The sequence below is a fragment of the Gordonia namibiensis NBRC 108229 genome, from assembly GCF_000298235.1.
Lineage (GTDB): Bacteria > Actinomycetota > Actinomycetes > Mycobacteriales > Mycobacteriaceae > Gordonia > Gordonia namibiensis.
The window spans coordinates 20,850-43,098 of sequence record NZ_BAHE01000020.1; the positions used below are offsets into that span (position 1 = coordinate 20,850).

Annotated in this window: 13 protein-coding genes; all 13 read left to right on the forward strand. The window is 67.5% G+C overall.

Annotated elements, in window-relative coordinates; translation table 11 throughout:
- Nucleotides 1-40: 40 nt before the first annotated feature.
- The 13 genes from glf to GONAM_RS12240 all read left to right on the forward strand — a co-directional run bounded on the left by glf (nucleotide 41) and on the right by GONAM_RS12240 (nucleotide 22,238).
- Nucleotides 41-1,249, forward strand: a complete 1,209-nt coding sequence (glf, locus tag GONAM_RS12180) for a UDP-galactopyranose mutase (RefSeq protein ID WP_006867057.1) — start codon at nucleotides 41-43, stop codon at nucleotides 1,247-1,249.
- The gene (locus GONAM_RS12185; protein WP_006867058.1) at nucleotides 1,250-3,193 is read left to right on the forward strand and encodes a glycosyltransferase; all 1,944 of its coding nucleotides are present in this window, start codon (nucleotides 1,250-1,252) and stop codon (nucleotides 3,191-3,193) included. It abuts the gene before it with no gap.
- Nucleotides 3,174-3,932 carry a phosphatase PAP2 family protein gene (locus GONAM_RS12190; protein WP_006867059.1) on the forward strand — a complete coding sequence of 253 codons (759 nt, stop codon included), beginning with the start codon at nucleotides 3,174-3,176 and terminating at the stop codon, nucleotides 3,930-3,932. The genes GONAM_RS12185 and GONAM_RS12190 overlap by 20 nt, the downstream gene beginning before the upstream one ends.
- Nucleotides 3,929-4,852: a decaprenyl-phosphate phosphoribosyltransferase gene (locus GONAM_RS12195; protein WP_006867060.1), complete on the forward strand. Its 924-nt coding sequence runs from the start codon at nucleotides 3,929-3,931 to the stop codon at nucleotides 4,850-4,852. Before GONAM_RS12190 ends, GONAM_RS12195 begins: the two co-directional genes overlap by 4 nt.
- Nucleotides 4,839-6,935 carry an arabinofuranosyltransferase AftB family protein gene (locus GONAM_RS12200; protein WP_006867061.1) on the forward strand — a complete coding sequence of 699 codons (2,097 nt, stop codon included), beginning with the start codon at nucleotides 4,839-4,841 and terminating at the stop codon, nucleotides 6,933-6,935. The genes GONAM_RS12195 and GONAM_RS12200 overlap by 14 nt, the downstream gene beginning before the upstream one ends.
- Before the next feature lie 401 nt (nucleotides 6,936-7,336).
- Nucleotides 7,337-8,326: an alpha/beta hydrolase gene (locus GONAM_RS12205; protein WP_006867062.1), complete on the forward strand. Its 990-nt coding sequence runs from the start codon at nucleotides 7,337-7,339 to the stop codon at nucleotides 8,324-8,326.
- Between the two features lie 271 nt (nucleotides 8,327-8,597).
- Nucleotides 8,598-10,094, forward strand: coding sequence for an alpha/beta hydrolase-fold protein (locus tag GONAM_RS12210; RefSeq protein WP_006867063.1), 1,497 nt, complete (start codon nucleotides 8,598-8,600; stop codon nucleotides 10,092-10,094).
- A 182-nt stretch (nucleotides 10,095-10,276) separates the two neighbouring features.
- Nucleotides 10,277-10,825 carry a DUF732 domain-containing protein gene (locus tag GONAM_RS12215; RefSeq protein WP_006867064.1) on the forward strand — a complete coding sequence of 183 codons (549 nt, stop codon included), beginning with the start codon at nucleotides 10,277-10,279 and terminating at the stop codon, nucleotides 10,823-10,825.
- Between the two features lies 1 nt (nucleotide 10,826).
- The gene (locus tag GONAM_RS12220) at nucleotides 10,827-11,834 is read left to right on the forward strand and encodes a cutinase family protein (protein ID WP_006867065.1); all 1,008 of its coding nucleotides are present in this window, start codon (nucleotides 10,827-10,829) and stop codon (nucleotides 11,832-11,834) included.
- A gap of 177 nt (nucleotides 11,835-12,011) precedes the next feature.
- Nucleotides 12,012-13,022, forward strand: a complete 1,011-nt coding sequence (locus GONAM_RS12225) for an LLM class F420-dependent oxidoreductase (RefSeq protein WP_006867066.1) — start codon at nucleotides 12,012-12,014, stop codon at nucleotides 13,020-13,022.
- 260 nt (nucleotides 13,023-13,282) lie between these two features.
- A complete protein-coding gene (gene fadD32, locus GONAM_RS12230; RefSeq protein ID WP_006867067.1) occupies nucleotides 13,283-15,187 on the forward strand; it encodes a long-chain-fatty-acid--AMP ligase FadD32 in 1,905 nt (634 codons plus the stop codon).
- A gap of 99 nt (nucleotides 15,188-15,286) precedes the next feature.
- Complete coding sequence (gene pks13 / locus GONAM_RS12235; protein ID WP_006867068.1) at nucleotides 15,287-20,647, forward strand: polyketide synthase Pks13; 5,361 nt, start codon at nucleotides 15,287-15,289, stop codon at nucleotides 20,645-20,647.
- Nucleotides 20,648-20,687: 40 nt separating this feature from the next.
- The gene (locus GONAM_RS12240; RefSeq protein ID WP_006867069.1) at nucleotides 20,688-22,238 is read left to right on the forward strand and encodes an acyl-CoA carboxylase subunit beta; all 1,551 of its coding nucleotides are present in this window, start codon (nucleotides 20,688-20,690) and stop codon (nucleotides 22,236-22,238) included.
- The last annotated feature ends 11 nt before the right edge of the window (nucleotides 22,239-22,249 follow it).

Sequence of the window (22,249 nt, forward strand, 5' to 3'; positions counted from 1 at the left end):
TCGGAGAATCCTCAGGATGGGTCCGTTACCCTGAGGACCCGTGGCAACCAGTAGCAGCTATGACCTGATCGTCGTCGGCTCCGGATTCTTCGGTCTCACCGTCGCCGAGCGGGCGGCCACCCAGCTGGGCAAGCGGGTCCTCGTGATCGAACGGCGCAACCATCTCGGTGGCAACGCCTACTCCGAGGCCGAGCCGACGACCGGTATCGAGGTCCACAAGTACGGCGCCCACCTGTTCCACACCTCGAACGACCGGGTGTGGGAGTACGTGAACCAGTTCACCGACTTCACCAATTACCAGCACCGCGTGTTCGCGCTGCACAACGGGCAGGCCTACCAGTTCCCGATGGGTCTCGGTCTCATCAGCCAGTTCTTCGGTCGCTACTTCTCGCCGGACGAGGCGCGCAAGCTGATCGCCGAGCAGGCCGGCGAGATCGACACCGCCGACGCCAAGAACCTCGAGGAGAAGGCGATCAGCCTCATCGGGCGGCCGCTCTACGAGGCGTTCATCAAGCACTACACCGCCAAGCAGTGGCAGACCGATCCCACCGAGCTGCCCGCCGGCAACATCACCCGCCTCCCCGTCCGGTACACCTTCGACAACCGGTACTTCAACGACAAGTACGAGGGCCTGCCGGTCGACGGTTACACCGCTTGGCTGGAGAACATGGCCGCCGACGAGCGCATCGAAGTGCGCCTGTCGACCGACTGGTTCGGCGTCCGCGACGAGCTGCGTGAGCAGAATCCCGACGCACCGGTCGTCTACACCGGCCCGCTGGACCGCTACTTCGAGTACTCGGCCGGCCGACTCGGTTGGCGCACACTCGATTTCGAGACCGAGGTGCTGGACACCGGCGACTTCCAGGGCACCCCGGTGATGAACTACAACGACGCCGACGTGCCGTACACGCGCATCCACGAGTTCCGTCACTTCCATCCGGAACGGGACTCCTACCCCGCGGACAAGACCGTCATCATGCGCGAGTTCAGCCGCTTCGCCGATGACGACGACGAGCCGTACTACCCGATCAACACCGCCGACGACCGCGCCAAGCTCTCGGCCTACCGGGAACTCGCCCGCACCGAGACCGCCAGTGCGAACGTGTTGTTCGGTGGTCGCCTCGGCACCTATCAGTACCTCGACATGCACATGGCGATCGCCAGCGCGCTCACCATGTTCGACAACACCCTGGCGCCGCATCTACGTGACGGTGCGCCGCTGGTGTCCGACCCCGCAGGAGCCGAATAGATGACGGTGACCCCCGTGAACCAGTCCGAGATCCCCGACGCGGGCATCGGGCCGTCGAAGGCGAAATCCCTTCTGCAGCGCGTGATCTTCCCGCGCGCGGGTGAGCCGCTCGACGTGCGGTCGCTGTACCTGCTCGAATCGGACTCCAACAACCGGCGGGCACACGCACCGAGCCGTACCTCGGTGCTGCTCGGCGGCGAATCCGAGGTCAGCTTCGAGACCTACTTCAACGCTTTCGCGGCCGCCTACTGGCGTCGCTGGAGCATCCTGGACTCGGTGGTGCTGCGCATCGAGGTGGTCGGCACCGCTCGCGTCGACCTGTACCGCTCCAAGATCGACGGCTCGCGCATCGGTATCGGCGGCGACCTGATCGCCACCGACGAACACGGCCGCGGCGTGGTCGAGTTCGAGCTCGATCTCGGCCCGTTCGAGGACGGCGGCTGGATCTGGTTCGACATCACCACCGACACCGACACCGAGATCGTCTCGGCCGGTTGGTATTCGCCGGTCGACGCACCGACCTCCGACGCCGACACCAAGCGCGTGACCGTCGGCATCCCGACCTTCAACCGTCCCACCGACGCGGTCAACGCACTGGCCGCCCTGACCTCCGACCCGATGGTCGACGAGGTCATCGACGCGGTCATCATGCCCGACCAGGGCACCAAGAAGGTCGTCGACGAACCCGGATACACAGAGGCCGCAACGGCTCTCGGTGATCGGTTGCACATCTTCGACCAGGGCAACCTCGGCGGCTCGGGTGGCTACGCACGCATCATGTACGAGGCGTTGCGACTCACCGATTCGCCCTACATCCTCTACATGGACGACGACATCGCCATCGAGCCGGACTCGATCCTGCGCGCGCTGGCCATGTCGCGATTCGCCAAGTCCCCCATGCTCGTCGGCGGACAGATGCTCAACCTGCAGGACCGCAGCCACCTGCACTGCATGGGTGAGGTCATCCGACGCGACACCTTCATGTGGACCGCGGCGCCATTCGTCGAATACGACCACAACTTCTCCGAGTACCCCCTGCGGGACCGGGAGAACTCGAAGAACCTGCACCGCCGGATCGACGTCGAGGGCAACGGCTGGTGGATGTGCATGATCCCCCGCGAATGTGCCGAGACCATCGGCCTGCCGATGCCACTGTTCATCAAGTGGGACGACTGGGAATTCGCGCTGCGCGCGGCGAAGGCCGGTTACCCGACGGCCACCATCCCGGGCATCGCGATCTGGCACATGGCGTGGAGCGACAAGGACGACGCCATCGACTGGCAGGCGTACTTCCATCTGCGCAACCGGCTCGTCGTCGCATCCATCCACCACGACGGACCGATCAAGGGCATCCTGCGGTCGATGACCAAGGCGACCGCGAAACATCTTCTCTGCCTTGAGTACTCGACGGTGGCCATTCAGAACGAGGCGATCCGGGACTTCCTCGCCGGCCCCGACCACATCCGCAGCCTCCTGCCGACCGCGCTGCCGAAGGTCGCGGCGATCCGCAAGGAGTACCCGGACGCGGTCGTGCTGCCGTCGGCCACCGCGCTGCCCCGGACCTCCGGAGAGGCAACGCATCTGGGCACGTCGATCCCGCTGAACCCGATCAGCAAGATCAAGGCGCTGGCCGCATCCGTGGTCAACAACGCCCGGCCCGCCGACCCCCGTCATCACGAGGTCCCGCAGGCGAACTACCCGCCGATCGAGGCGCGCTGGTTCTCGCTCGGCCGCGTCGACGGTGTCACCGTCACCACGGCCGACGGTCGGGGAGTGGTGTACCGGCAGCGGGATCGCGAGAAGATGATCGCGCTCGCGCGTGAGCATTTCGCGCTGATCAAGGAACTCCAGGACAAGTTCGGCGACATGAAGCAGCAGTACCGCGCCGCACATCGTGAGTTGACCAGTAAGGAGAGCTGGGCGGGTGTCTTCGGAATCGAGTAGTCCCGACGTGCAGGTCGAGGAGTCGGCGAAGCTCCCGGCCGACGACGCACCCAGACCCCTCGCGGGCGAGGAGAAGGTCCTCGTCGCCATCCAGACGGGCATCGGTTCCCGTCCGGGTGTGCGGTCGGCGGCGCGCGGTCTGTCGCACCTCGGCGAACACGCCCTGGGCTGGCTGGCCATCTCCGGTGCCGGCTGGACGCTGGCGCGTGCCCGCGGCGACGTGCGGTCGCAGCAGCTGTGGATCGAAGCCGGTGTGGGCGCCTTCGGTGCGCACGCGGCCTCGGTGATCATCAAGCGCATCGTGCGCCGGCCCCGGCCGGCCCACCCCGCCATCGACATCGGGGTGTCCACGCCGAGCAAGCTGAGCTTCCCGTCGTCGCACGCCACCTCGACCACCGCCGCGGCGATCCTGATCGGCCGTGCGGCCGGCTGGGACGCCAAGGTGCTGCCCGCGGCGCTGGTGCCGCCGATGCTTCTGTCGCGTCTCGTACTCGGCGTTCACTATCCGACAGACGTCACCGCGGGTGCCGCGATCGGTGCCGCGAGCGCAGCGGCCGTCATCGCGGGCGATAAGGTGCTGCTCGAACCCACCCGGAATGCTCCGGCCTCAGGACGTGCCCGCCGCGCGGCGCGCGCCCTGACCCGGCTCGGCCTCACGGCCGCGGTGCCCGGCGGGCCGCTGCGACTCGCCGCGTCCCCCGTCATCGCACGGGTGACACGACACAGGGAGAGTGCATGAGCGAGGAGCCGATCGAGCACGGGAAGGTCGCCGGGCCCCCGAAGAACCTGGCCACCGGGCTGATCAAGGCGATCCGTCCGCGGCAGTGGGTGAAGAACGTGCTGGTGCTCGCCGCGCCGCTGGCCGCCGGCAACATCACCGACGCCTCGGTGCTGGGCTCCGCGGCCATCGCCTTCGTCGCGTTCTGCCTTGCCGCGTCGAGCATCTACCTGGTCAACGACGCGATGGACGTCGAGTCCGACCGCAATCACCCGACCAAGCGGTTCCGTCCCATCGCCGCCGGCGTGGTCCCGGTACCGCTGGCCTACGGGCTCGCCGCCGTGCTGCTGGCCGCGTCCATCGGCATCTCGTTCCTGGCGAACTGGCAGACCGCGGTCGTCATCGCGATCTACCTGGTCATCCAGCTCGGCTACTGCTTCGGCCTCAAGAACCAGGCCGTCATCGACATCTGCATCGTGTCGTCGGGCTTCCTGCTGCGGGCGATCGCCGGTGGTGTCGCCGCCGAGATCGTGCTGTCGCAGTGGTTCCTGCTCGTCATGGCCTTCGGTTCGCTGTTCATGGCCGCCGGCAAGCGGTACGCCGAATTGCAGCTCGCCGAGCGCACCGGCGCCAAGATCCGCAAGGCGCTGCAGTACTACACCACCACCTACCTGCGGTTCGTCTGGACGCTGTCGGCCACGGCCGTGGTGGTCTTCTACGGACTCTGGGCGTTCGACAAGGGCGCCGAGAACCATGACACCAACGTCGCCTACGCGATCTCGATGGTGCCGTTCACGGTCGCGATCCTGCGTTATGCGGTCGATGTCGACGGTGGCGCAGCAGGGGAACCCGAGGAGATCGCCCTCGGCGACCGCATTCTGCAGCTGCTGGCCGTGGCCTGGTTAGTATGCGTGGGTGTCGCGGTCTATGCAGTCAATTGACGGTCTGCAACCCACCGACGGTGTCGGTTCCGATCCCGTCGACGACCCCGAGGTAACGGGCACCCGCACGACGGGCGCGCCCGTGGTCGACAAGGCGCGGCGTCGTCTCGCCGCGGCCAGTTTTCTGATCGGCGCCGTCGCCGTCAGCACGTTGTTCGCCGTCGGCGCCTGGCAGCGCCGGTGGATCGCCGACGACGGCCTGATCGTGCTGCGCACGCTGCGGAACCTCTTCGCAGGCAACGGGCCGGTGTTCAACGCGGGCGAACGCGTCGAGGCCAACACCTCGACCGCCTGGACCTACCTGCTGTGGTTCTGGGCGTGGGTCACCGACGGCCAGCTCGAGTACGTCGCCCTCTGGGTGGCCCTGGTGTGTTCGGTCGCAGCCATCCCGATCGCGATGTACGGCAGCGCACGTCTCTACGGCAACCGCCTCGGCGGGATCACCGGTGACGGTTGGACGCTGCTGCTCCCGTTCGGTGCCATCATCTACATCGCCATCCCGCCGGCCCGCGACTTCGCGACGAGCGGTCTGGAGAACGGGCTCTGCATCTTCTGGGCCGCCGTCCTGTGGTGTCAGCTGGTCGCCTGGGCCCGACGCGGTCCACAGACGACCCGCCGGGCGTCGGCGGCAACGCTCGCGCTCGCGTTCACCGCGGGTCTCGCTCCGCTGGTTCGGCCCGAACTCACCGTGTTCGGCGGACTGGTGCTCCTGCTCGTCTTCTTCGCGCCGCTCGGTTGGAAGATGCGACTCGGCGTGGCCGTCGTCGCCGGTGCCCTGCCGGTGGGCTACCAGATCTTCCGGATGGGCTACTACGCCCTGCTCGTCCCCAACCCGGCGGTCGCCAAGGACGCCAGCGGTGCCAAGTGGGAGCAGGGTTTCGCCTATCTGACCAATCTGTTCGGTCCGTACGTGCTCCTGCTGCCGGTCGTGATGGTCGTCGTCGCCGGCGTGATCCTCGTCGTCGGTGCACGTCTGCGCGCCGATGCCGCCACGAGCACCGCGGACCCGACCACCGTCGACCCCGACCGCTCGCGTCTGGGCGTGCTCTCGGCCCGACTCCAGTCGTCGACCGCCGTGGTGTCCGTGGTCATCGTGGCCGGCCTCATCCTGATCGTCTACTGGATGCGTCAGGGTGGCGATTTCATGCACGGCCGCGTGCTGCTCGTGCCCTTGTTCGTCACGCTGCTGCCGCTCATGGTCGTGCCGCTGACGATTCCCGCGCACCTCGGTGCCGCCCTCGGCCGACGCCGTGCCGCGCAGGAATCCGTCATCGACGACGAGCCCGAACCCGTCGAGGTGTCGCCGGCCGAACGTCGCCGGACCCGCGTCGGATTGGCCGGTGCGGTCGCCATGGCAGGCCTGTGGATCACGGTTCTTGTGTGGGGGATCAGCACCCACGCGAACGTGCTGCCCAACGCCGGGATCGACATCGGACGCAGCGGCATCGTCGACGAGCGTCGCTTCTATGTGACCAACATGGGCAACGAGAACCCAGTGACCGCCGAGGACTACCTCGCCTACCCGCGGATGAGCGCGATGGTCGAGAAGATCGACAAATACCGCGAGGACGGCGGCGTCATCCTGCCGTCGTTCAACTACGACGAGTGGTACGTCGCGCAGCTGCCCGCGGTGATGCCCAAGGGTGCCGAGCGTCAGGTGACGGTCTACTTCCTCAATCTCGGCATGACGAGCATGAACGCGCCGCTCGACGTGCGCGTCATCGACCAGATGGGTCTGGCGTATCCGCTCGCCGCACACACCGAGCGGCTCGAGGACGGCCGCATCGGACACGACAAGATCCTGCCCAGCGAATGGGTCGTCGCCGAGGCCGGGGCCTATCCGCGCAAGCCGGTTCTGCCGGGCTACCTCGACGAGGACCTCGTCCGGCAGGCGCAGGTGGCGCTGCAGTGCCCCGAGACCAAGGATCGGTTCGCGTCCTTCGAGGGCCCGTGGTCGCTCACCCGCTTCAAGCACAATCTGAAGCAGGCGTTCACGTTCAACAGTTACCGCATCCAGCGCGAGCCGGAGTACGAGATCGCCCGGTGCGGACTCGAGATGCCGCCGCCCGTGAACCCGGAGTAGGTGGTGCCCGGGCGGTATTCGGGTGCGCGCGACCCTGGCACACGAACCCAAGTAAATGCACAGAAAACGCGTACTCTGCGCTGAGGACTTGCCCCGGAACATCTCGGATCGGTAACGTCCCGACGTCAGAGGTCGATAAACCTTTCGTGACCGATGTGTCCTGGAAAGTGCCGGGGCACGCACGGTGACGGGGTTGTGATCGCGATCACAAGGTTTGTCACGGTCGGGGGCATCGAATAGGCTCGCCGACGGCGAATCGCATGCGAGATCGGCTCGGAAACCATCGTCGCGCCGCGCTCTGCGCCGGGGGACGAGAGATGTGAGACGCACAAGAACCGGTCGGGTTCCGCGGGAGGTGAGACCTCCGGTGATCCGATCGGCCGAAGAGGGAGATTCTGTACATGCGTGAAGCTGCCACTCAGGCGACCAAGCCTGCGCGCGGCCGGATGGGGAACCGGCTGATCGCCGCACTCGTCGCCGTGCTGACAGTTGTGGGACTGACCGGCGTGGTCGCCGGCCAGGCCAGCGCCCGGATCGGCGGAACGCAGGTCGGCAAGCAGGAGTTCTTTGTCAACGGCTGCGGAATGCCCGATGTGAAGGTCCGCGCCTGGAAGAAGCCCGGCAACTATAAAACCGTCATCTTGCTCGACGGCATGCGCGCCCAGTACGACTACAACGGCTGGGAGATCAACACCAACGTCCAGGAGATGGTGAAGTCCGGCGTCAACGTCGTCGAGCCCATCGGTGGACCGGCCAGCTTCTACACCGACTGGGACGCACCCAGCAACTTCAACGGCCAGAAGTACCGCTACCGCTGGAACTGCGCCATCACCAAGTCGCTGGTCGGTGCCCTCGACAAGCGTGGCTTCCGCGTCGGCGCGTCGAAGCGCTACGCCATCATGGGCCTGTCGATGGGTGGTAACGCCGCCCTCGTCATCGGCGCGCAGAACCGCCAGCACTTCGACCGTGCCGGCTCGCTGTCGGGCTACAACTTCCTGAGCGCCCCGGGTATGCGCACCGCGCTGCGTCTGGCGATGTTCGACGTCGATCCCAAGCCGTGGAACATCGACGCGATGTGGGGCCCGCCGTGGAGCATCCGCTGGTTCCAGAACGATCCCTTCTGGAACATCGGCAACATGCGCGGCATGAAGATCTTCGTGGGCTCGGGCAACGGCCTCTTCGGCAAGTACAACGCACTGCCCAACGTCTTCGACGACCTCTTCAAGGGTTCGACGCTGGAGCTGCTGGCGTTCACCCAGTCGAAGGCCTTCGAGGCCGCCGCGTTCGTCCAGGGCGTGCCGCTCATGACGTACTACGCCAACGGCACCCACGCCTGGGGTTACTGGCAGGACATGGTCTGGAACGCCAAGAACCGCGGTTTCTTCCGCTGATCGGCGAGAGACCGGCCTGACACGGCCTGCACGACGCCCCGTCCGGATTCCCGGACGGGGCGTCGTCGTGTTTCGGGAACTGCCGCCGGATGGTTGGTATCAACTGTCACATAAATCCCACGAGTCACAGCGTGGCGTTCGGACACCGGGGTCGGATTGCGTGTAAGAAACTCCTGAGGCGTTTGGTATTGATGATGCAGTTGTGACTGACGGGGAATCGGTCAGAACGTGCGGACGCCGTTGTACTGGGTCGAAGGAGTTCTGGAGAGTGATGCGGCGAATCAGTGGTACCCGACCGGTCGGTGCCCGAGTGGCCTGGCGAGCGGTGATGGCCGCCGTGGTGGCGATCGTGGCCGTGATGACACTTGTCGTGGGTCAGGGCCTCGCGGGCGCAGAGCCCGCGCCGGCACCAGCCCCGGCCTCGCCGGCGGCTCCTGCGCCGGCGTCCCCGGCTGCGCCCCCGGCTTCTCCGGCTGCGCCCCCGTCGTCGGCGGCCCCCTCGTCGGCGGCCCCGGCAGCCGCACCGGCGGCGGTTCCGCCGGGCAAGGTGACAAACACCTACTGGTACACCGATCGCCGAGTCGCCCTGTGGGTGTACTCGCCGTCGATGAACACCAACATCCAGGTGCAGATCCTCTTGGCGCGCGACTGGCATGCCAAGCCCAAGGAGAAGTTCCCGCAGCTGACGATGCTCGACGGTCTGCGTGCGCAGGACGATCAGAGCGGGTGGGTTCTCAACACCAAGATCGTCGACTTCTACAAGGACAAGAACGTCAACGTCATCCTGCCGATCGGTGGCGAGTCGAGCTTCTACACCGACTGGAAGGAACCCGACCGCGGCAAGAACTACAAGTGGGAGACGTTCCTGATGCGGGAACTGCCGCCCATCCTGGAGAACGACTGGCGCTCCACGGACGTCCGCGGCGTCGAAGGTCTGTCGATGGGTGGCTCGGCCGCGATGATGCTGGCCGCGCGCAACCCCGGCTTCTACAAGTTCGCCGCGTCGTTCTCCGGCATCCTGCAGTTCAGCTCGTTCGGTATGCCCCAGGCCATCCAGTTCGCCGTCCGTGACGGCGGCGGCTACGACTCGATGAAGATGTTCGGTCCGCCCACCGACCCGGCCTGGAAGGAACACGACCCGTACGTCCTGGCCGACAAGCTGCAGGGCACGAGTCTCTACGTCTCCTCCGGCAACGGCATGGTCGGCGAGCACGACAAGCCCTCCGACATCCCGCTGCTCGCGACCAACTACTCGGGCGTGGGCCTGGAGATGCTCAGCCGCGTCACATCCCAGCAGTTCGCGGTCCAGCTGAACCGCAAGGGGATCCCGGGTCAGGCGGTCTACCGCCCGTCCGGAACGCATACCTGGCCGTACTGGGAGTTCGAGATGATGCAGGCGTGGCCGCAGGCCGCCGCGGCCCTCGGGCTCTCACGGGACGCGGTCGCCTGCCGTGTGGACGGCGCCTTCCGCAAGCTCTGGGACGCCAACAAGGGCGACCTGGGGGGTTGCCTGACCCCGGCGTACGGCGTCCCCGGCGGCAAGGCCCAGGACTTCGCGAACGGCCGCATCTTCACCGGCCCGAAGGGTCCGAAGATCGTGACCGGTGCCATCGGCGGTGCCTACGTGGCAGCCGGAGGCCCGGGTGGGCGTCTCGGCAAGCCGGTGAGCAACGAGGAGCCGACCCGCGACGGCAAGGGCCGGGTCAACCACTTCGAGCACGGCCGGATCACCTGGACGGCCAAGGACGGCACGAAGGTCCTCAAGTGAGGCCCAACCTCGACCGCACGTGTGCGGGCGCTGAGACTTCGCTGAGGAATCGAGGTGTTCGTGCAGGTCGCGCCGGTGGGCGGGATCGTCGGGGTATGCGGGGACGGTAGCCTGACGGGGCGTGCGGTGCAGTGTCCGACTGCGCCGCGTCCGGCGGGATAGAGGTTCGACAGGAAGTGGCGATGACAACGAAGTGTGCTCGGCTGGTGCTGCCCCTGGCGGGACTCGCACTCGCGCTCGGTTCGGTCTCGGCGTGCTCCGACGATTCGACGGCCAGTGCGCCGATCACCAACAACCCGGTCACCACCACGTCGCTGTACTCGGCCGCGGGATCGTCCACGCCCGCGTCGGGTTCGGCCTCGGCCGAGCCGACCGCCAAGGTCTCGGACGCGCCGTCGGGAACCACCTCGAAGCTGCCCGAGACCGAGCCCAACCCGAGCACCAAGGTCCCGGACAACTTCCCCGGGCCCAGCGGTGCCCCGCTCGACGCCAAGGCCAAGGCCTACCTCGCGGCGCTGAAGGCCGACAACGTCACCTTCATGGGCGACAGCGACCACTCCGTCTCGCTCACCATGGCGAAGTACGTGTGCGGCGCCAAGCAGAAGGGCACCGACCCGGGCATGGTGAAGGCCTTCGTCACCGCGTCGGTCGGGCCGGGCACCAAGACCGTCGAAGAGGCGAACACCAAGGCCGACAAGGTGATTCGCGCAGCAGAACAGCACTACTGCTGACGTGATGGCCAGACGCACCGCGGGCCGCGCTCGGAAGAGCCCCGTCCGGCGGTTGGGGAAGTTCTCCCTGTTCCTCCTAGCGCTCGCGGTCATCGCGATCGTGCTCATCGTGCTGCTCATCCTGGTGTGGCTGAAGCCCGGGCCGGTCCCGCCGATCGGGCCGCAGGTCCCGTCGACGCCGTCGAAGGAGCGCCCCGAGGCGCAACCCGCGGACTGTCCCGACGTGCTGACCGTGGTGATCCCGGGCACCTGGGAGTCGAGTGCGACCGACGATCCGTACTCGCCCTCGGCGAACCCGAACTCGCTGATGTTGCGGGTCTCACGCGCGTTGTCGAAGGACTTCGACTCGTCGCGGACCGAGATCTACACGGTGCCCTACACCGCACAGTTCCGGAATCCGACGAACCTCGCCGACCGTCAGGCCGACTACAACGTCTCACGCACCCAGGGGTACAAGCGGGCCGCCGGCAAGATCATCAACACCAACAAGCGCTGCCCGCTCACCAGCTACGTGCTGATGGGCTTCAGCCAGGGGGCGGTGATCGCGGGTGATCTCGCCAGCAACATCGGCAACGGCCGGGGTGTGCTCGAAGACGGTGACCAGGATCTCGTTCTCGGGGTCGGGCTCATCGCCGACGGGCGTCGCCAGCCCGGCAAGCAGAACGACGTGGACCCGAGCCCCGACGGCGTCGGGGCGGAGATCGCACTCGGCGGCATGGGCAACATCGTCCCCGGCATCACCATGACCGGCCCGCGCAACGGGGGATTCGGCGACCTCGAGGACCGCGTGCAGTCCATCTGTGCGCCAGGCGATCTCATCTGCGATTCGCCGACGGTCCTCAACCCGCTCGCCGCCGTGTCGAAGCTGGCCAACGCCGCGAGCAACCCGATCCACGCGATGTATGCCACCACCAAGTACTGGGAGGCCGACGGTCGCACCGCGACCCAGTGGATGTACTCGTGGGCCAAGGACCTCATCGACGAGGCCCCCCGTCCCGCGCACGAGTGAGCCCTCGGCGTCCCGCGGTCGACGAACTCGGTGTAACCCTGTCGCCGACACCACCGATTCGTTTTGCGGGGCCGTCACGCTGCATTAACGTGTTGGGCTGGCCCGGGCTTCGTCCGGGCGATCGACACAGGATGCCGTACGGCGTCCCCGACGGCCGGACACGAGGAGAGGACAGCGATGACGCAACCCCCGAATGATGCGGGTGGCAGCTCCTCCGGTCTGCGCAAGTTCCGCTTCGGTGCGGGTGGCGAGGGCAACAAGGACGAGGGTGGCGCCCGCAAGTTCGTCAAGCTGGCCCAGACCGCCGAGGAATACGGCTACGACACCTTCGCGGTGCCCGATCACCTGGGCAACCAGGTCGGTCCGCTGGCCGCGCTCGGTGCGCTGACCCAGGCCACCACCACGATCCGCCTGGCGACGTCGGTACTGGCCAACGGCTGGCGCCACCCGGCGCTGCTGGCCAAGGAGGCCACCACGATCGACGTGCTGAGCAAGGGGCGACTCGAGCTCGGCATCGGCGCAGGCTGGATGAAGGAAGAGTTCGACAAGGCGGGGATCGAGTTCGAGTCCCCTGGCGTCCGCATCCGCCGGCTCGACGAGGCGCTGACCATCCTCGACGGTCTGATGCGCGGCGAGACCGTGGACTTCGACGGCGAGTTCTACAAGATCAACGGCCTCGAGGGCAGCCCGCGACCCCGTCAGGGACCGCGCCCGCCGATCGCGGTCGGCGGTGGCGGGCCCAAGATGCTGGCTCTCGCCGCCAAGCACGCCGACATCATCTCCGTCGCCCCGGGCACCACGCCCGACGGCAAGATGAAGCTGTCGGACATGACCATCGAGAAGACAGCCGAACGCGTCGACCGCATCCGCCAGGCCGCGGGTGATCGTTTCGACGAGATCGAACTGAACTGGACCATCGCCGTCATCGTCATCACCGACGATCGCGTGGCAACCGCCGAGATGGCGCTGAAGGCCCTCGAACAGGGCTACCCGCCGAACATCGCGCACGACACCGAGTTCACCGTCGACGACGTGCTGTCCTCGCCGTACATCGCGATCGGCAGCTTCGAGGAGATCGCGGATCAGATCCGCGAGGTCCGCCGCCGGACGACCATGTCCTACGTCGGGGTCTTCCCCACCCAGATGGACGCCTTTGCGCCCGTGCTGGCCCAGTTGAAGGGGGAGTAGGATGGCCGTCTGTCTCGCGAGTGAACCGCGAGGTGGTGGGTCGTTGAACCGAAGGTGTGCGCCGGATGACCGACGTACGCTCTTTCAAAGCTGACCATGACGATCACAAGCTTTTCGTTGTGTAACTGGACGTGCGCTACCGTATCCCGCGGTCGGCACAGGACGTGGATGGCAGAAGCGCCGGGTGTTGTCGCCGAAGGACGTCACCGGGGAACTGCACTCGCGTGGGGGAGTCCACGAGGGGGCCACAGGAGTAATGAATGCTGAAGACTGAACTCGAAGACTTTCTCGATGAGACCGGAAACATCTCTTTCACCGAGGAAGCGACGCTTGTCGACTATGTCGAGCAGAACGTACGTGAGCAGGCCGACACGCTGGCGTACCGTTTCATCGACTACAGCCGCGAGCGCGACGGCGAAGCCCAGGACCTGACCTGGGCGCAGTTCGGCAAGCGCCTGCGCGCTGTCGCCGCACGCCTGCAGCAGGTGACCAAGCCCGGTGATCGTGTCGCGATCCTCGCGCCGCAGTCTCTCGAGTACGTGATCGGCTTCTTCTCCGCGCTGTACGCCAGCAACGTCGCGGTGCCGCTGTTCTCGCCCGACGAGCCCGGCCACACCGATCGTCTGCACGCCGTCCTCGACGACTGCAAGCCGACCGCGATCCTCACCTCCACCAAGTCCGCCGAGGCGGTCCGCGACTTCTTCGCGCCGCTGCCGGCCAAGGAGCGCCCGCGCGTCATCGCCGTCGACGCGGTGCCCGATTCGGTGGGTTCGAGCTGGGTCGCCCCGGTCGCGGGCAAGGACCACAACAAGGACACCGTCGCGTACCTGCAGTACACGTCCGGTTCGACCCGCGTCCCCGCGGGCGTGGAGATCACCTACCAGGCGGTCGCCGCGAACGTCCTGCAGATCTCCGACACCATCCAGATCGACCGCAATGCGCGCGGCGTCACCTGGCTGCCGATGTTCCATGACATGGGCCTGCTGACCGTGATCCTGCCGGCGCTCGGCGGTCGTTACATCACGATCATGAGCCCGCAGGCGTTCGTCCGCCGGCCCGGCCGCTGGATCAAGGAACTCGCCGCGGCCGCCGACGGCGCGGAGACCTACGCCGCGGCCCCGAACTTCGCCTTCGAGCACGCCGCCGCGCGCGGCCTGCCCAAGGAGGGCGAGGAACTCGACCTGTCGAACGTCATCGGCCTGATCAACGGCTCGGAGCCGGTCACGGTCAGCTCGATGAAGAAGTTCAACGAGGCCTTCGCGCCCTACGGCCTGCCGAAGACGGCCATCAAGCCCTGCTACGGTATGGCCGAGGCCACCCTGTTCGTCTCCGCGACCCAGCGTGAGAACGAGGCCAAGGTCATCTACGTCGACCGCGATGATCTCAACGCCGGCAAGCTGACCGTCGTCGAGGAGGGCACGCCGAACTCGGTGGCCCAGGTGTCCTGCGGCCAGGTCGCGGTGAGCCAGTGGGCGGTCATCGTCGACCCGGAGACGGCCTCCGAGCGGCCCGACGGTCACGTCGGCGAGATCTGGCTGCACGGTCTCAACATCGGCGCCGGCTACTGGAACAAGCCGGCCGAGACCGAGGAGACCTTCCACAACAAGCTCGTCGCCCCGCTCCCGGAGGGCAGCCACTCCGAGGGTGCCCCGGCCGACGGCCTGTGGATGCGTACCGGCGACTACGGCGTCTGGCTCGACGGCGAGCTCTACATCACCGGTCGCGTCAAGGACCTGGTGATCGTCGACGGACGCAACCACTACCCGCAGGACCTCGAGTACAGCGCCCAGGAGGCCAGCACCGCGTTGCGTCCGGGCTTCGTCGCCGCCTTCTCGGTGCCGGCGAACCAGCTGCCCGCCGTGGTCTTCGAGTTCGCCGGCAGCGGTCTGACCCCCGATCCCGACGACGCCTCCGAGCAGCTGGTCATCGTGGCCGAGCGCGGCCCGGGTCGCAAGGCCGACCCGCAGGAGGTCGCCGACACCGTGCGTGCCGCCATCGCGCAGCGCCACGGCGTCATGGCTCGCGACGTCCTGCTGGTTCCCGCCGGTTCGATCCCGCGTACCTCGTCGGGCAAGATCGCCCGCCGGGCCACCCGTGCCGCCTACATCGACGGCAGCCTGCGCGGCGGCTACAAGCAGACGGCGTTCCCGGACGCGGCGGAATAGCGCGTCCGCACCCGTTCACGGCCGCGGTGTCGGTGATCGTCAGCAACAGTCACCCGGCACCCGGTTTCGGGTGTCGACGAGAGCAGTAGTCTGGAAGCGATGTCTGAACTGAATACCGACGAGGCCCGCGGCACCGATCTGCCCGACGCCTCGTCCCTCGAGACCCCCGGTTCGGTAGACGGAGCAACCGCCGACGCGACCGACGCCACGTCGAACGGTGAGGCCACCCCCGGCGAGACCGCCGGTGACCTCACCGTCGACGAACTGCGGGACTGGCTGCGGGAATGGGTGTCGCAGGCGACGGCCGTGCCGGTCGCCCAGATCGACGTCGACCGCCCGATGGAAGAACTCGGACTCTCCTCGCGCGATGCCGTGGCGCTCGCCGCCGACGTCGAGGACAAGACCGGGGTCATCCTGACCGCGACCGTGGTCTACAACCACCCGACGATCTCGTCGCTGGCGCAGCGCATCATCGACGGCGACCCCGACGAAGGCCTCGCCGACACCGTCGACACCTTCTGGCAGCGTGAGCGCAGCGCCGACGACGACATCGCGATCGTCGGCCTGTCGACGCGTTTCCCCAAGTCCGGCACCACCCCGGAGTCGACCTGGGAGGCGCTCGTCGGCGGCGTCGACGGCATCTCCGACCTGCCCGAGGGCCGGTGGACCGAGTTCACCTCCGACCCGCGTTTCGCCGAGATCCTCGAGTCGTCGAACATCAAGGGCGGCTACCTCGACGACGTGCGCTCGTTCGACGCCGACTTCTTCCAGATGAGCCCGCGCGAGGTCGAGATGGTCGACCCGCAGCAGCGGCTCGCGCTGGAACTCACCTGGGAGGCGCTCGAGCACGCCCACATCCCGCCGAGCGACCTCAAGGGTGCGCCGGTCGGTGTGTTCATCGGTACGTCGACCAACGACTACCAGCTGCTCGCGACCCTCGGGCTCGGTGAGGGCGCCGAGGACACCGCGGCCTACGCGCTGACCGGTACCTCGACGGCCATCGTCGCCAACCGCGTCTCCTACTTCTACGACTTCCGCGGACCGTCGATCGCCATCGACACCGCATGCTCGTCGTCGCTGGTCGCGATCCACCAGGCGGTCCGCAGCCTGCGCACCGGCGAATCCGACGTCGCCCTCGCCGGTGGCGTCAACATGCTGATCACCCCCGCCGCGACCCTCGGCTTCGACCGGATCGGCGCGCAGGCCAAGGACGGCCACATCAAGGCCTTCTCCGCCGACGCCGACGGCATGATCCGCGCCGAGGGCGGCGGTCTCGTCGTGCTCAAGCGCATGGCCGACGCCCGCCGCGACGGCGACGACGTGCTCGCGGTCATCGCCGGGTCGGCGGTCAACTCCGACGGTCGTTCCAACGGTCTGCCCGCCCCGAACCCCGAGGCCCAGGTCGAGGTGCTGCGTTCGGCGTACACCGACGCGGCGATCGACCCGCGCACCGTCGACTACGTCGAGGCACATGGCACCGGCACCATCCTCGGCGACCCGATCGAGGCCGACGCCCTCGGGCGCGTCGTCGGGCGCGGCCGCACCCCCGACAAGCCGATGCTGCTCGGTTCGGTGAAGACCAACTACGGACACATGGAATCCGCTGCGGGTGCGGGTGCGATCGCCAAGGTCGTCCTCGCGCTGAAGAACGGCGTCATCCCGGCGTCGCGCAACTACAGCGGCCCCAACCCGTACATCCAGTTCGACGCGACCAACCTGAAGGTCATCCCGGAGGCCACCGAGTGGCCCCGCTACTCGGGCCACGCCGTCGCCGGCATCTCCGGCTTCGGCTTCGGCGGCACCAACGCTCACGTGGTGGTCCGCGAGGTCCTGCCGAGCGACCTGAAGCCGGAGACGGTCGCGGTCGACGCCGGGGCGTCGGAGCTCCCCGCCACCGGATCGCTGCCCGGCGAACCGGATCTCGACGACGAGGACGAGTTCCTGACCGAGGCCGAGCGGGCCGTCCTGGCCGCGCAGGCCAAGAATGTCGAGCCGGTGGTCGCCGAGACCGCGGCCGACCCGGCCGAGGGTTTCGCGCCGTGTGCCGTCGAGGGTTCGGTCGTCCCGCTGGTGATCTCCGGCTTCCTGCCGTCGCGTCGACGCAAGACCGCCGCGGACCTGCTCGAGTGGCTCGAATCCGACGAGGGCCGGGCCACCCCGCTCGCCGACATCGGACGCGCGCTCGCACACCGCAACCACGGCCGTTCGCGTGCCGTGGTGATGGCCCGCACCCATGAGGACGCCATCACCGGCGTCCGCGCGGTCGCCGACGGCAAGGGCAACCCCCTTGTGTACTCGTCGGATTCGCCGGATGCGGCGTCGGCCGTGTGGCTGCTGTCGGGCTTCGGTTCGCAGCATCGCAAGATGGCCAAGCAGCTCTACACCGAGAACCCGATCTTCGCGAAGTACGTCGACCGCGTCGACGCGCTCATCCAGAACGAGCTGGGTTACTCGATCGCCGAGATGTTCCTCGACGACGAGCAGACCTACGGCATCGAGACCAGCCAGGTCGGCATCTACACCATCCAGGTCGCACTCGCCGACACCCTGCGCCACCACGGCGCGGAACCCGGTGTGCTGGTGCCGCATTCGATGGGTGAGGCCTCGGCGTCCTACATCAGCGGCGGCCTGTCGCTGGAGGACGCGACACGCGTCATCTGCCAGCGTTCGCGCCTGATGGGCGAGGGCGAGTCGATGCTGCAGGGCGACGACATCCGCCTGATGGCGTTGGTCGAGTACAGCGCCGAGGACATCAACGACGTCCTCGTCGACTACCCCGACCTCGAGATCTGCGTCTACGCGGCCCCGACGCACACCGTCATCGGTGGGCCGGAGGCGCAGGTCGACGCGATCGTCGCGCGAGCCGAGGCCGAGGGCAAGCTCGGCCGCAAGCTGCAGACCAAGGGCGCGAGCCACACCTCGCAGATGGACCCGATCCTCGGTGAACTCGCCTACGAGCTCACCGGCATCGAGCCGCGGCGTCTCACCACCGGGTTCTACAGCTCGGTCGACCGCGAGGTGTTCTATCGCGCGGGGCACGAGCCGGTCCACACCATCGACTACTTCCTCAAGGGTCTGCGCCACAGCGTGTGGTTCAGCCAGGCCATCTCGAAGTCGGTGGAGAACGGCCACCGCACCTTCCTGGAGCTCTCGCCCAACCCGGCGGTCCTGATCTCCGTTGCCGCCGTGACCTTCTCGGCCGGTCTGCACGACGCCGAGCTCATCGAGACGCTGCGCCGCAAGGAAGACGAGAGCTTCGGTCTGGTCAACGCCCTGATGAAGCTGTACGTGCACGGCCACCCGGTCGACGTCGCGTCGCTGTTCGGCACCGGTGGTTACGCCGCCATCCCGCGGACCCGCTTCGAGCGCAAGGAGTTCTGGCTCAAGGCACAGCTCTCCTCGGGTGGTTCGGCCGGTTCGGTCCCCGGATCGCATGTCGCGCTGCCCGACGGCAGGCACGCCTGGGAGGTCAACGCCGCCGCCGTCACCGATCCGCGCGCGCTGGTGCACGCCGCCGCCGCTCAGGTGCTGAAGAACGCCTCGGTCGGTGCCGCGGTGTCGCACGGTGAGATCCCGAAGGCGGGCACCGTCACCACCACGCTGAGCCCGCACCCGGGCGGCGCATCGGTGAGCTTGCATGTGAAGTCCGACAAGAACTTCCGCCTGCTCTTCGAGGCCGTCGTGACCGGCGACCTCGACGAGACCGCCGGCACGGTGTCCGCGCCGGCGGCGGCGCCGGAGTCCGGTGCCGCGGCGTTCGCCGACGACAAGGTCGTCGTCGAGGACGAGGTCGTCGACGACATCGGCAACAAGTGGAATCCGGAATCCGGTGAGACCGTGGGCGATCGCCTCGCGATCATCGTCGGCGAGTCGATGGGTTACGACCCCGAGGACCTGCCGCGTGAGATCCCGCTCATCGAGTTGGGTCTGGATTCGCTGATGGCCGTACGCATCAAGAACCGCGTCGAGTACGAGTTCGACATCCCGCAGCTGCAGCTGCAGGCGATGCGCCAGGCGAATCTGGCCGACGTCCAGAAGTTCGTCGAGTTCGCGGTGACCCACCGCGATCAGCTCGACGATCTCGCCGAGAACGCCGGCGGCGGAGGCGAACTCGACACCGCAGCGCTCAACGCCTACATCGACGAGCAGAACGCCAAGGACGCATCGTCGGGTGTCCCGGCCGTCGAGGAGTCGCCGGAGCCGAAGCAGGAGGTGGCCCAGGACGTCGTGGACGTCGAGGAGGCCGTCGCGACCTCGCCGGGCACCGACCCGGAACCGGTCACGGCTCCCGCGCCCGCGCCGGAGACCAAGCCGGTCACCGACATCACCTCGCAGAAGGCGGTCGCCGAGGCCGCGGGTTCGGATGTCCCGCCGCGTGACGCGGCCGAGCGCCTGACCTTCGGCACCTACGCGGTCGTGACCAAGAAATCCGCGGGCGGCATCTTCAACAAGCTGCCGGTCCTGTCGGAGGAGTTGGCCCAGCAGCTCACCGATCGCCTCAACGAGCGCACCGGCGGCGACATCGACGTCGAGGACATCCTCGACTCGGAGACCATCGAGGAGATGTCGAATTACGTTCGCGAGCACCTCGATGCCGGGGCGGCGACCGACGGGTTCCTGCGCTACCTGCGTCTGGTTCCCGAGGGCAAGAAGGTCTACGACCCCGCTGCGGGAGACCCGACACCGATCCTGCTGTTCCATCCGGCCGGCGGCAACACCTCGTCCTACGAGGCGCTGCTCAAGCGGCTGCCCGACGACCGACCGGTCATCGGTTTCGACCGCGGCAGCGAGGGAACGATCGAAGACCGTGTCCGCGAGTACATCCCGCGTCTGCGTGAACTGCAGCCGAACGGGCCGTACGTGCTGGTCGGTTGGTCGTTCGGTGGTGCTCTCGCCTACGGTGTCGCCCAGGTTCTCCGCGAAGCCGGTGAAGAGGTCGCCTTCGTCGGCCTGATCGACGTCGTGCGTCCCCGTGAGGACATGACCGAGACCCCGGACACCAAGCGGGCCCGCCTGGAACGGTGGAAAGAGTTCGCGATCCGCAACTACGACCTCGACCCGGATGTGCCGATCCCGATGGAGCGGCTCGTCGAGGCCGACGACGAGGGGCAGTTCGCGATCATCATGGAGATGATGTCGATGTCGGGCACCAAGATCCCCGGCGGCATCATCGAACACCAGCGGACCTCGTTCATCGAGAACCGGGTGCTCAGCAACATCGCGCCGGAGCCGTACGACGGCAAGGTCGTGCTGTACCGCGCCGACAAGATGCATGCCGGTGCCATCGAACTCGAACCGCAGTGGGCCGAGATCGACGAGGACGGCCGGTGGGGCGAGGTCGTCGACGACCTCGAGATCATCCACATCGGTGGCGATCACCTGTCGATCGTCGACGAGCCGTACATCGCCAAGATCGGCGCCGATCTGGCCACGCGTCTCGGCGAGCTTGATAAGAAGTAGCTTCAACGAGACATCGTGGTCGCGTAGAAAGTGAAGGACCGTGACTGACACCACCGCAGGCAAGCTCGCCGACCTCCGGCAAAAGCTGGAGGCCGCTCGCGAACCCGGAGGGGAGAAGGCAGTCGCCAAGCGTGCCGCGAAGGGGATCTGTTCCCCTCGCGAACGTCTGGCCATGCTGTTCGACCCCGGGACGTTCGTCGAGATCGGCGCGCTCGCCAAGATGCCGGGCGCCGCGGAGAGCGGTTACGGCGACGGTGTGGTCACCGGCCACGGCCTCGTCCACGGACGCCCGGTCGCCGCGTTCTCGCACGACCAGACCGTCTTCGGCGGCACCGTCGGTGAGATGTTCGGCCGCAAGGTCGCATCGCTGATGGAGTGGGCAGGCAAGATCGGCTGCCCGATGGTCGGCATCAACGACTCGGCCGGCGCCCGCATCCAGGACGCCGTCACCTCGCTCGCCTGGTACGCCGAGATGGGTCGCCGCAACGACCTGCTCTCCGGTCTCGCACCGCAGATCTCGGTCATCCTCGGCAAGTGCGCCGGCGGCGCCGTCTACACCCCGGCCAACACCGACATCCTCGTCGCCGTCGAAGACAAGTCGTACATGTTCGTCACCGGCCCGGACGTGCTCAAGCAGGTCAACGGCGAGGAGATCTCCGCCGAAGACCTGGGCAGCGCCCACAACCAGGCGCGCTGGGGCAACATCCACCACATCGCGCCCGACGAGAAGGCCGCCTTCGACTGGGTGCGTGAGTACCTGCAGTACATGCCGTCGAGCGCCTACGAGCAGCCGCCGGTGATCAACCCGGGTCTCGAACCCGAGATCACCGAGTCGGATCTGTCGCTCAACGACTTCATGCCGGACAACGACAACGCCGGGTACGACATGAAGGACATCATCATCCGGCTGTTCGACGACGGTGCCTTCCACGAGGTGGGAGAACTGTTCGCGCCCAACATCATCACCGGTTACGCGCGCGTCGACGGCCGGTCGGTGGGCGTCGTCGCCAACCAGCCGAGCGTCATGTCCGGTGTGCTGGACACCGATTCGTCGGAGAAGGCGACGCGGTTCGTCCGCATCTGCAACGCCTACAACATCCCGCTCGTGTTCCTCGTGGACACGCCCGGCATCCTCCCCGGCCTCGCCGAGGAGCAGAAGGGCACCATCCGCCGGTCGGGCCGCTTCCTCTACGCCTACGTGGAGGCCGACGTCCCGAAGGTCACCGTGGTGCTGCGCAAGGCCTACGGCGGTGCCTACGCGGTGATGGGGTCGAAGCACCTCGGTGCCGACATCAACTTCGCCTGGCCGACCGCCAAGATCGCCGTGATGGGCGCCGAATCGGCTGCCGCGGTGCTCACCCGCCGTCAGACCGAGGGACTTTCGGCCGCCGAGGCCGACAAGGTCCGTCGTGACTTCATCGACTTCTACAACACGATGATGGCCACGCCGTACCTCGCGGCCGAACGTGGCTACGTCGACGCGGTGATCGAGCCCGCCGAGACCCGCCTGCAGCTTCGGAAGGCGTTGGCGCAGTTGCGCGACAAGCAGGTCCTCAAGACCCCGCGCAAGCACTTCCTGATGCCGATCTAACCGCGCAAACC

Bases quoted from the DNA above. Each gene is read 5' to 3' on its own strand.
- GONAM_RS12195 (WP_006867060.1), top strand. From the start codon at position 3,929: ATGAGCGAGGAGCCGATCGAGCACGGGAAGGTCGCCGGGCCCCCGAAG.
- GONAM_RS12210 (WP_006867063.1), top strand. From the start codon at position 8,598: ATGCGGCGAATCAGTGGTACCCGACCGGTCGGTGCCCGAGTGGCCTGG.
- GONAM_RS12185 (WP_006867058.1), top strand. From the start codon at position 1,250: ATGACGGTGACCCCCGTGAACCAGTCCGAGATCCCCGACGCGGGCATC.
- GONAM_RS12205 (WP_006867062.1), top strand. From the start codon at position 7,337: ATGCGTGAAGCTGCCACTCAGGCGACCAAGCCTGCGCGCGGCCGGATG.
- GONAM_RS12225 (WP_006867066.1), top strand. From the start codon at position 12,012: ATGACGCAACCCCCGAATGATGCGGGTGGCAGCTCCTCCGGTCTGCGC.
- fadD32 (WP_006867067.1), top strand. From the start codon at position 13,283: ATGCTGAAGACTGAACTCGAAGACTTTCTCGATGAGACCGGAAACATC.
- GONAM_RS12215 (WP_006867064.1), top strand. From the start codon at position 10,277: ATGACAACGAAGTGTGCTCGGCTGGTGCTGCCCCTGGCGGGACTCGCA.
- pks13 (WP_006867068.1), top strand. From the start codon at position 15,287: ATGTCTGAACTGAATACCGACGAGGCCCGCGGCACCGATCTGCCCGAC.
- GONAM_RS12200 (WP_006867061.1), top strand. From the start codon at position 4,839: ATGCAGTCAATTGACGGTCTGCAACCCACCGACGGTGTCGGTTCCGAT.